The following is a 9,658-nucleotide window of genomic DNA, read 5'->3' on the forward strand; positions in this document are numbered from 1 at the left end:
CATCCCCCTTACGCAGAAGAAAACGCAACCCATGCTGTCGCGATAAGTTGAGCGCGCAGCTGGTTCGGCAAAACAGGAGTGCCATGACGACGGTTCAGAACAGACGGGCACGTGTGCGCGGAGGGGGGCTGGACGACTGTCTGCGTGCCTGCGCGGTACACAGTGGCAAACTCGTCGGCAGTGTGGACCGCCGCAGAATCGAGCTTGCGGAGCAGCTGCGCAAGCTGCTCGTCGTGGTCACCACCGGTGACGCCACCGCCGCCGCCACCACCGCCGTGCCGGGCGGCGCCGCCGCCCGCCTCAAGCGGGCCGTCAAGGGTGCGTCGGCCCCCGCCGCCGGCATTCCCAACGAAGCGCTGGACGCCCTGCTCGCCGTCGCCAACAAGGCCCTGGAGTGCGGCTACGACGACGAGCTGGACCTCGCGCTGGTCATCAGCGACACCGTGCTCGCCCAGCGGAAGAACTCCCGCGCCGGCTGGCGGCTGCGCGCCCGGCTGATGGAGGCCCTCGGCGACGAGACCGAGGCCGTACCCGCCTACGAGCGGTACCTGGACCTCACCGACAGCGACGGGTTCGGCGTCTCCGCGAAGATCGCCGGGCTGCGCGTCGCCGGGGAGAAGGACCAGGAGCTGCTGGCCCTGCTGCGGCGCCAGTGCCCGCGCGCGGAGCAGTTCGCCGCCGGCCCCGCCACCGACGTATGGGCCGAGGGCCTTGCCGCGCACGCCGTGGGGGACTGGCCGCAGGCCGAGCCGCGCATGGTGGGAGCGCTCCTCGCGCTGGCCGCCGAGCAGGCGCCGGTCGCCGACCGGCAGGAACTCCTGAGCCAGTACCTGGAACTGCGCGCCGCGCGCGGCGACGCCGACCTCCCCGCGCTCACCGAGGCCCTCGCCCTCTACGCCGAGCAGCGCCGCAACCGGATGCGGGGGCCCGTCGCCGACCCCACCATCGGCGGCGTGCAGTGGGTCAGCCTCGGCGAGTTCCGCAACCTGATCGCCGGCAAGTCCGTCTGCCTCATCGCCAACTCGGGTCGGGTCGCCAGCAGTTCGATGGGCGCCGAGATCGACGCCTACGACCTGGTGGTCCGTTTCAACTCGTACCGCATCGACGAGAAGCACACCGGCGGGCGCACCGACATCCACGCCACCATCCACAAGCACGGCTTCAACTGGGACCAGCCGGTCACCACCCGGCTCGTGTTCGGCGGCATCTCCGGCGACTGGAAGTACTCCCTGCGCAACCGCCTGGTGCCCGGTGCCCAGCGCCACCTCGGCGACGAGTCGTTGCGCTGGCCCGTGCGCAACATCGGCAAGCTCGGCTCCGACGCCTGGTCCGGCATTCCGACCACCGGCTTCAACATGCTGTTCCTGCTGGACTTCCTGGACGTCAGCCCCACCCTCGACCTGATCGGCTTCGACTTCTACGAGAGCGGTGCCTACCGCGTGCCGGAAGCCATGAAGATGCCGATCACCTCCGTGCACGAGTACACCAGCGAGAAGGAATGGGTCATGCAGCGGGCCCAGCGAGTGACCGACATGAGGATCTCCCTGCGATGACCAACACCCCCGGGGCCGTGACCGGCGCCCCCCTGGCACCGGCTCTCTCGTCGGACGCGCTCACCGGCAAGCGCCGCGTCGCCTTCGCCTCCTACGTCGACGAGAACTACCTGCCCGGCTTCCTCGCCCTCCTGCGCAGCCTCGCCCTGTCCAACCCGGGCGTGTGCGAGGACTTCGTCGTCCTCCACGACGACCTGCGCCCCGGCTCCGTCGCCAGGATCCGCGCCCTGCACCCCCGGATCGTGCTGCGCCGGGTGAACACCGAGCACTACGACACGTACAAGAAGGGCGACCAGGACAACTACCTGGTCCGCAAGGCGTACTTCATCCTCGACGTCTTCCGGCTGCGCGAGTACGACACCATCATCACGCTCGACACCGACATGGTCGTCCTCCGTGACCTCGGTGAACTGCTGAGGCTGCGCGAGGGCCTGGCCGCCGTCCCGCAGTTCTTCTACGGGCAGCACAAGCTGAACTCCGGGCTGCTGGTCATCCAGCGCGAGTACCTCAGCGACGCCTTCTGCGCCAGGCTGGACGCGACCGGACGCAGCGGCGATTACGAACTCGACAAGCACGACCAGGGCATCCTCAACTCCGTCCTGGACGGCGACTTCGTCCGCCTCGACGCCCGCTACAACTTCGTCAAGCGGCGCCTGTCCGGCGACCTGCCGGTCCCCGAGGACACCGCGATCCTGCACTTCACCGGCCGCCACAAGCCCTGGCAGGGCGGCGAGGCCGGATACGGGCAGGCGGAGGGCCGCTGGCGCGAGTTCGACCTGTCCGACGCCGAGTTCCAGGCCGCCTACCTGGCCCAGTCCGGGGGCCTCCACCACGACCTGGTGGTGCACCTGGGCACCCCGCACGTCGCGCGTACCAAGGACACCGAGAGCGCCCGCAAGGTGGCCGCCGCGCACATCGCGGCCGGCGACTACCAGGACGCCGTCGACATCCTGAGCAGCGTGCACATCCCGCTCGACGAGGCCTGGCCGCACGAGGTGCTCGGGCACGCCCTGATGAGCGTCTCCCGCTACGACGAGGCCAGGGCACGACTGCTGCTCGCCGCCGCCGCTCCCAACCGGGCCGCCACCGCCTACGCCCGGCTCGCCCAGATGGCCTGGGTGCACGGCGACGACGCCACGTCGCTGCGCCATGCCACCGCCGGCATCTCCGTCGACCCCACCCACCGCTCGAGCCGGCTGTGGGCGCAGCGCGCCGCCTCCGTGCCCGAGCGGGAACTGGGCGGCGCCGGGGACCAGCTGGCGCACGTCGCCTTCTACATGGACCGCCAGGGCAACGCCGGTGACAAGCTGCTGCCGGAGACCGTCCGCCTGGGCTTCGGGCCGGACACCACCTCCCGCCGCTGGCACTCCGTCCACGCCCACCGGCTGTTCGACGAGGCCGCCCTGGAGCGGGTCAACGCCCGGCGCGGCCTGGTCATCGGCGGCGGCGGACTGTTCATCCCGGACACCATGCCCAACGGCAACAGCGCCTGGCAGTGGAACGTGCCCGACGAACACCTGCGCGCCATCGACGCGCCGATCATGGTCTACGCGGTCGGCTTCAACGCCTTCGACGGCCAGTCGTACCGTGCCGGGCGGTTCCGCGAGAGCCTGCGCCTGCTGGTGGAGAAGTCCTCCTTCTTCGGGCTGCGCAACCACGGCTCCATCGCCAAGGTGCGGGCCATGCTCCCGGACCACCTGCACGACAAGGTCCGCTTCCAGCCCTGCCCCACCACGGTCAGCCGCCAGCTGGTGCCGGGCTGGACGGACCCGGCCGAGCGCGAGGACACCGTCCTGCTCAACGCCGCCTACGACCGGGCGGGCCTGCGCTTCGGACACGACTACGGGCACTTCCTCGCGGAGATCGCCAAGGCCGTGCGGGGCATCGGCGCGCACACCGAGGTCCGCTGCGTGGCGCACTCCCTGGACGACGAGCGGATCGCCTTCGACCTGCGCCGCGAGCACGGCATCTCACTGCCGGTCATCCCCATGTACGACTTCGACAACGACGGGATCCGGGACCTGTACGCGAAGACCCGCCTCGTCATCGGCATGCGCGGGCACGCCGGGATGATCCCGTTCGGCGTGGGCACGCCGATCATCAGCCTGATCTCGCACCCGAAGATGGCGTACTTCCTGGCCGACATCGAGCGCCCCGAGTGGGGTGTCTCCGTGCACGACCGGAACCTGGGCGCCGTGCTCACCGAGCGGGCGACCGGCATCCTGGACCGCCACGCGGCGACCGTCGCCGACGTCCACGAGCGTCAGCAGTCGCTGTGGAAGGTCACCGAGGCGAACGCGGCCGACCTGAGGGCGATCCTCGGGGAGTGACACGCCGAGCCCCCGCGGCCCGCCCGGAAGCCCTCCGGGACGGGCGGCGGGGGCTCCCGCGTGCCGCGCGCCGACTCCTTTCGCGCCGAGTCCGCGGACTCAGCGTCCCACGGCCTTCTTCGCCAGCCGGGCCAGCCGTGAACCGCCGCCGTTCCTCGCCCGGTCCTCGTCGTACGCCTTGCGCAGCTGCTCGAAGTGGTCGGAGCGGGTACGGCTCAGGTACGCGTCGTCGACCAGCGGCTTGGCCAGCGACCACGCCCGCCGGTGGTCGCCGGCGTAGTGGGCGACGTAGGCCTTGGCGAACTCCAGGACGGACGTGAAGGGGATGCCGCCGGTGTGGTCGAGGTCGATCCGTTCCTGGACGGCGGAGATCAGCGCCAGCTTCTCGTCGACGGAGTAGGTGTCCTCGGCGAGGGACCTCAGCACGCTCTCGGGGATCGGCCGGACGACCTCGAAGGCGAGCGTGGAGCGGATCGGCGGCCCGGCGATCGCGATGTACGGCAGCAGCGCGCCCGTGCTGTGGTGCAGCCACGGCAGCCGGGGACCGGCGAAGTCCTGGTGCAGGACGACCGAGCCGGGCCGCAGCCTGGTCAGGAACCGCTCGGTCACACAGCGGAACACCCGGGCGGTCTTGGCGATGTCGATGTGCAGGAACTCGACCGGGCTGGTGTCCTCGGGGTCCGAGGTCTCCCAGAGGTCTCCGGCGTGGATCTCCAGGAACGGCAGGAACGGCTCGAGGCGGCCGCGGAAGTCCTCCAGGAAGGAGCCGTCGTCGGCCGGCCTGCTCCCCGGGGCGAAGAACTTCTCCGTCGCGAAGGTGCCCCTGCCCACACGGAAGAAGTCGTACGCGTGCAGCCGCCCCCGGCGCTCGTCGAAGAGGGTGCTCTCGCGCAGCCCGAGGGCGAGAGCGTAGGTGGAGCCGCCGCCACCGGATCCCAGTTCGACCAGCCGGTCCCCGCCCGTGAGGTGATGGCGCCCCAGCAGATAGAGGAACCGCAGTTCCCAGGTGCTGACCTGGGAGTAGGGGAGGTCGTCCGGCAGCTGGACGTCGTCGAGAAGCGGGTAGAGCCGACCGAGGTTCGTCATGGGATGCCTCACGGGTTGGGTGACGCCGGAGAGGGACGGCAAGCGTCGTGAGCCTATGGCTGTGACCGTCAGTTCACCATGGAATCCATGGAGTCAGATGGTTGCGACTCGGTCTTTCTTCGGTCTTCACCCGCCGTTCGCCTGGACCGGAAGGCCGGTCGACCGATGAGGCCGGCAGCGCCCGTCCCGTCCGGTGTACCGGGCGCCCGCCCCCCCCACCGGTGTCCCGGACGGGTGCCCCCGTGTGCTCAGCGGCGCATCATCGTCCGGCGCAGCCTGCGCGCCTTGCGCGCGACCTTCCGGACGGTGGTGTTGCGCGGCAGGAACGCCAGCTGGGGCGGCACCCCGCCGGGCAGCCCGAGGGACGTCAGCCGCTTCCTCCTGAAGTACCGCCGGGTGGTGTCGTCCAGCCGCGTCGCCAGGTACCGCTCGGCCTCGGGCCGCAGGTCCGGCAGGATCTTCGGCTGCATCGTGAAGCCGACGGTCCGTACGAGGTCGCCGAGGGCGCCGGTGTCCATGCGCCCGCGCCGCTCGGCGACGGCCGCCCCGTCCGTCGGCTCCGGCAGCAGCGCGTCGACGACGGTGACCGGTACGCGGTTGCTGTTCTCGAACGGCGTCAGCCGGTTCAGCAGGGTCTCGGTGCCGACCCGGGCGACCGGCAGGCCGTAGAGGGCGGACGCGGTCAGCAGGGCGGTGGAGAAGCAGCCGACGACCAGGGCCGGACGCATCCGCTGGTACAGCACCTCGGCCAGGACCGGGGTGTCCACCACCGTGAGGGCGACGCCGAGCCGCTCGGCCTCGTCCTCCAGGGTGCGGGTGAAACGTGCCGGGGCCGTGGGGTGGGGCTTGAACACCACCCGGGTGTGACCGAGGTGCACCGCGCCCTCCAGCATCCGCACGTGAAGGTTCTCCTCCTCCTCGGGGGAGAGGATGTTCAGCGCGGACAGGTACTGGCCGAGGAGCAGCGCGGGCTCCGTCACGTCCGGCAGCGCGTCGCCGGTGCCGGCCAGTTCGGCCAGCACCTTGGTGAAGGCCGGCGTGGCCACGATCTCCGGCGCCACCCCGAACTCGGTGAGCAGCAGCGGTTCGAGACCCGGTACCAGGTCGAGGTGGAGCAGCCGCTCCACCCGGGTGCCGACCAGCGGGTCGATCTTGTTGCGGGTCGGGCCGTAGCTCATCAGACCGTCCGCGTAGACCGTGACGGGCGCGTCGGTGAAGATCTGCGTCATCCCGAGGGCAGGGTTGACCTGGATGGACTCCACGGCGAGTGCGAGGTCGTCGTCGCCGAGCTCCCAGAGCAGCCGCAGATACCGCTCCCACAGCGGAACGTCCTCCAGGCGCGGCGCCCAGCCGCCGGGGTGGAACGGGAAGATGGCCTCGTTCCACGACAGCACGTCGTCGAACCGGGACCGCAGCCGCTCGAACCCGGGCATCTCGTCGACGGCGGGCGTCGTCTCGGGCGTCGTCGCGTTGTTGGAGACCAACAGGATCCGCCGGTCGGCGGGCGCGAAGCAGCCCGAGTCCAGCGCGGCGGCGAGCGTGGCCGTGCCGTACAGGGTCGACGCCATGAAGATCTGCGTGGTCACGCGGCGACCTCCGGGACCGACGTCGCGCGGCGGCGCAGCCTGCGCAGCCGGCCGGCGCGCTCGGCGTCCATCGAGCCGAGCGCGTCCTCGAGTACGTCCTGCGGCATGCGTCGCAGCGCGGCGGTGCTCATCGCCTTCAGTTGTCGTGCCACGGGCGGCTCGAACCTTTCGATGGTTCCCAGATGGTGGGAAATGATGGCGCAGTACGTGCGCACGGCCTTCGGGAGCAGGGCCGCCGCTTCGGCATCCCGCGCGGTCTCCTCGATCACCTGGTCGAACGCGCGAATGAAGTCGAGCTGCCGGGCGTCACCGATCTGGGTGAGCGACGAGGAGACGCCGCGCCGGTAGAAGACCCCGAGGAGGCCGGTCACCGCGAAGGACTCCGCCTCCCGGTGCAGCTTCCAGATCCAGGGCCGGTCCTCGGCGGTGCGCAGCCCGTCGGTGAAGTGCAGCACGCCGCGCTCGACGAGCCTGCGGTGGTAGATGCCCGCCCAGGCGTAGGCGTAGTCGACGGAGGTGGTCCGGTGGGCGGGGAGGATCGCGTCACGCGGGTCCAGCACCACATTGCGCCGGCCGTGCGGGACGCGGTGCACGACCCGGGCCCGCGCGGTGCACTGCACGTGGTCGGTGCGGACGAAGTCGCAGCCCAGTTCCTCGATCGCGTTCACCAGTTTGGCGTAATGGCCGGGCGCCAGCCAGTCGTCGCCGTCGAGGAACGTCAGGTACTCGCCGCGGGCCCGGTCCATACCGGTGTTGCGGGCGGTGGCCAGGCCACCGTTCTTCTCGTGTCCGACCAGCACCGCCCCCGGCAGTTCGCGCTCGGCGCGCGCGAGGAGGTCCGCGGTCCCGTCGGTCGAGCAGTCGTCGACGAGAATGAATTCGAAGTCGTCCCGCGCGTTGGCGCGCAGACTTCGCAGGGCATCTGGGACGTATGGGCGCACGTTGTAGAACGGCACGATGACGGAGAGCTTGGGCACGTCTTCGACGTTAGGCGGCGGCCCGTCATTCGTCATTGATTGAACCTTGATGCGGGATGAACGGCGCGTGGCGAAGCAGTGAAGCGAACGTTTTTCCGAGTGGCGGGCGGGGTGATTCTCCATTCGGCGGTCTCCTGTTCACCATTTGTTGGATTTGGGTTGGGCGGCCCCTAGAAATTGCTTCTAGCGTCTTCGTTGTGCCAGCCAGTGCGAAGAAGACCCTGCGAGTCGCCGTCCTCGCGGATTCCGACACCCGGTGGAAATGGGGATCGCTCACCGCGAACCGCATCGCCCCGGAGAACTCGGACATCCGTCTGGACGGTTATCTCCTGCGGGGCCGTGCGACTCCCACCGCCCGTCAGCTCGAAGAGGTCGGCGTCCAGGCGGACGCCCTCCACGAGGTGACCGCGGTCCAGTTCCTGCACGCCATGCGCGAGGAGACGTACGACATTTTGGTCCTCGCCCTGGTCGGCGGCGGGGTGCAGGCGATGCTGCACGGACTCGGGCGGATCTGGGCGGACGCCGGGGTCCGCTCCGAGGACCCCGCCGGCCGGGCGAAGCGGCCCGTCGTCGTCACCGGGTACGTCGGAGTCGTCTACGAGAAGCTCGCCGACGGCCTGCTGCTGCGCCACGGCGCCGACCTCGTCCTCGCCAACTCCCGTCAGGACGCCGAGCGCTTCCGCGCCGTGTACGAAGGCGTGGGCGCCGACGCCGGCTCGGTGACGGAGGTCGCGCTGCCGTTCCTCGGCGGGGCCGCCTACGCCGGTGAGCCCGACCCGTCCGCGGAGCAGGGGGGCAGGCCCTACACGGTCGTCTTCGCCGCCCAGCCCTCCGTGCCGGACAACCGCCGGGACCGCACCTACCTGCTGAACCGGCTGGTCGAGCACGCCCGCCGGCACCCCGAGCGCGAGGTGCTGCTCAAGCTGCGCTCCAAGCCGGGCGAGCACACCACGCACATCGAGGAACTGCCGTACCAGAAGCTGGTCCAGCGGCTCGACCCGCCGGCCAACTTCCGCCTGGTGTACGGGCACATGGGCGAGGTCCTGGACCGCACCGACCTGCTGGTCACCGTGAGCTCCACGGCCGCGCTGGAGTCCCTGCACCGCCGTGTCCCGACCGTGGTCCTCACCGACCTCGGGGTGCGGGAGGCACTCGGCAACCACCACTTCGTCGGCTCCGGCTGCCTCGCCTCCTGGGACCAGCTCGACGCCGGTCACCGGCCGGTGCCGGACGAGGAGTGGGTGTCCCGGCAGGGTGTCGCCGCCGGGGGCACCGCCGCCGGGGAGGCGTCGTACGACACCGCCTTCGACGCCGCCCGGGCGCGCATCACCAAACTGCTCGACCGCCCCGGCAGCCTGCCGCCGCCGGCCCCGTACTACACGACCGTCACCGCGCCCGGCTACCTGCCCGCCCTGCTCGCCCGCCACCACCTCGGCCCGGACGGCACTCCGCTGCCCGGCACCCCCGCCGCCGACAAGGAGCCCGGACCGGTCCGGCAGATCGTGCGCCGCGCGGCGCGCGGTGCCTACCGCCACGGCGTCCAGCGGGTGGCCCCGGTGATCCGGCGGATGGGCGAGCTGTGAGCACCCCGTCTCCGGCCGGCCGAGACCGCCTCCCTTCCCGTCCGGCTCAAGGAGCTGATCCCATGTACCGACCGCCAGCGGGCCAGGACGTCCCGGCGCGCCGGGTGCTCGCCGTGATCCCCGCGCGCGGCGGCTCCAAGGGCGTGCCCGCGAAGAACCTCGCGCCGGTCGGCGGTGCGCCCCTGGTGACCCGCGCGGTCCGCGAGTGCCGCGCCGCGCGCCACGTCACGGACGTCGTCGTCTCCACCGACGATCAGGCCATCGCGGCCGCCGCCCGGCAGGCCGGCGCCGAGATCGTGATGCGCCCCGCCGCCATCGCGGGCGACCTCGCCACCTCCGAGGCCGCCGTCCTGCACGCCATGGACGCCCACGAGGCGCTGCACGGCGCCGCGGTGGACGTCGTCCTGCTGGTCCAGTGCACCAGCCCGTTCCTGATCCGCGAGGACATCGACGGGGTGGCCGGCGCGGTCGCCGGCCAGGGCGCCGACACGGCGGTGACCGTGGCCCCGTTCCACGGCTTCATCTGGCGGGACGCGGAGCCGA

7 protein-coding genes are annotated in these 9,658 nt (G+C 71.3%); 4 read left to right on the forward strand and 3 right to left on the reverse strand.

Features of this window, described 5'->3' with window-relative positions:
• Window positions 1-83 precede the first annotated feature (83 nt).
• Window positions 84-1,553 carry a glycosyltransferase family 29 protein gene (locus TU30_RS05975; protein WP_042165396.1) on the forward strand — a complete coding sequence of 490 codons (1,470 nt, stop codon included), beginning with the start codon at window positions 84-86 and terminating at the stop codon, window positions 1,551-1,553.
• A complete protein-coding gene (locus TU30_RS05980; RefSeq protein WP_042165398.1) occupies window positions 1,550-3,883 on the forward strand; it encodes a glycosyltransferase in 2,334 nt (777 codons plus the stop codon). Before TU30_RS05975 ends, TU30_RS05980 begins: the two co-directional genes overlap by 4 nt.
• 99 nt (window positions 3,884-3,982) lie before the next feature.
• Here the strand turns inward: TU30_RS05980 and TU30_RS05985 are convergent, their stop codons facing one another.
• The 3 genes from TU30_RS05985 to TU30_RS05995 form a co-directional block, all read right to left on the reverse strand.
• Complete coding sequence (locus tag TU30_RS05985) at window positions 3,983-4,969, reverse strand: class I SAM-dependent methyltransferase (protein ID WP_042165400.1); 987 nt, start codon at window positions 4,967-4,969, stop codon at window positions 3,983-3,985.
• Window positions 4,970-5,217: 248 nt separating this feature from the next.
• Entirely contained in the window at window positions 5,218-6,555 is a 1,338-nt protein-coding gene (locus tag TU30_RS05990) for an alpha-2,8-polysialyltransferase family protein (RefSeq protein ID WP_042165403.1), read from the reverse strand.
• A complete protein-coding gene (locus tag TU30_RS05995) occupies window positions 6,552-7,532 on the reverse strand; it encodes a glycosyltransferase family 2 protein (protein ID WP_042165406.1) in 981 nt (326 codons plus the stop codon). The genes TU30_RS05990 and TU30_RS05995 overlap by 4 nt, the downstream gene beginning before the upstream one ends.
• Window positions 7,533-7,729: 197 nt before the next feature.
• On the opposite strand from TU30_RS05995, the gene TU30_RS06000 reads away from it, so the two are divergent.
• Window positions 7,730-9,115: a DUF6716 putative glycosyltransferase gene (locus TU30_RS06000; RefSeq protein ID WP_042165409.1), complete on the forward strand. Its 1,386-nt coding sequence runs from the start codon at window positions 7,730-7,732 to the stop codon at window positions 9,113-9,115.
• A 62-nt stretch (window positions 9,116-9,177) separates the two neighbouring features.
• Window positions 9,178-9,658: cytidylyltransferase domain-containing protein (locus tag TU30_RS06005; protein ID WP_042165411.1), on the forward strand; the 481-nt coding region annotated here is incomplete at its 3' end.

The organism is Streptomyces sp. NBRC 110035 (genome assembly GCF_000829695.1).
In the GTDB taxonomy this organism is placed as follows: Bacteria; Actinomycetota; Actinomycetes; order Streptomycetales; family Streptomycetaceae; genus Streptomyces.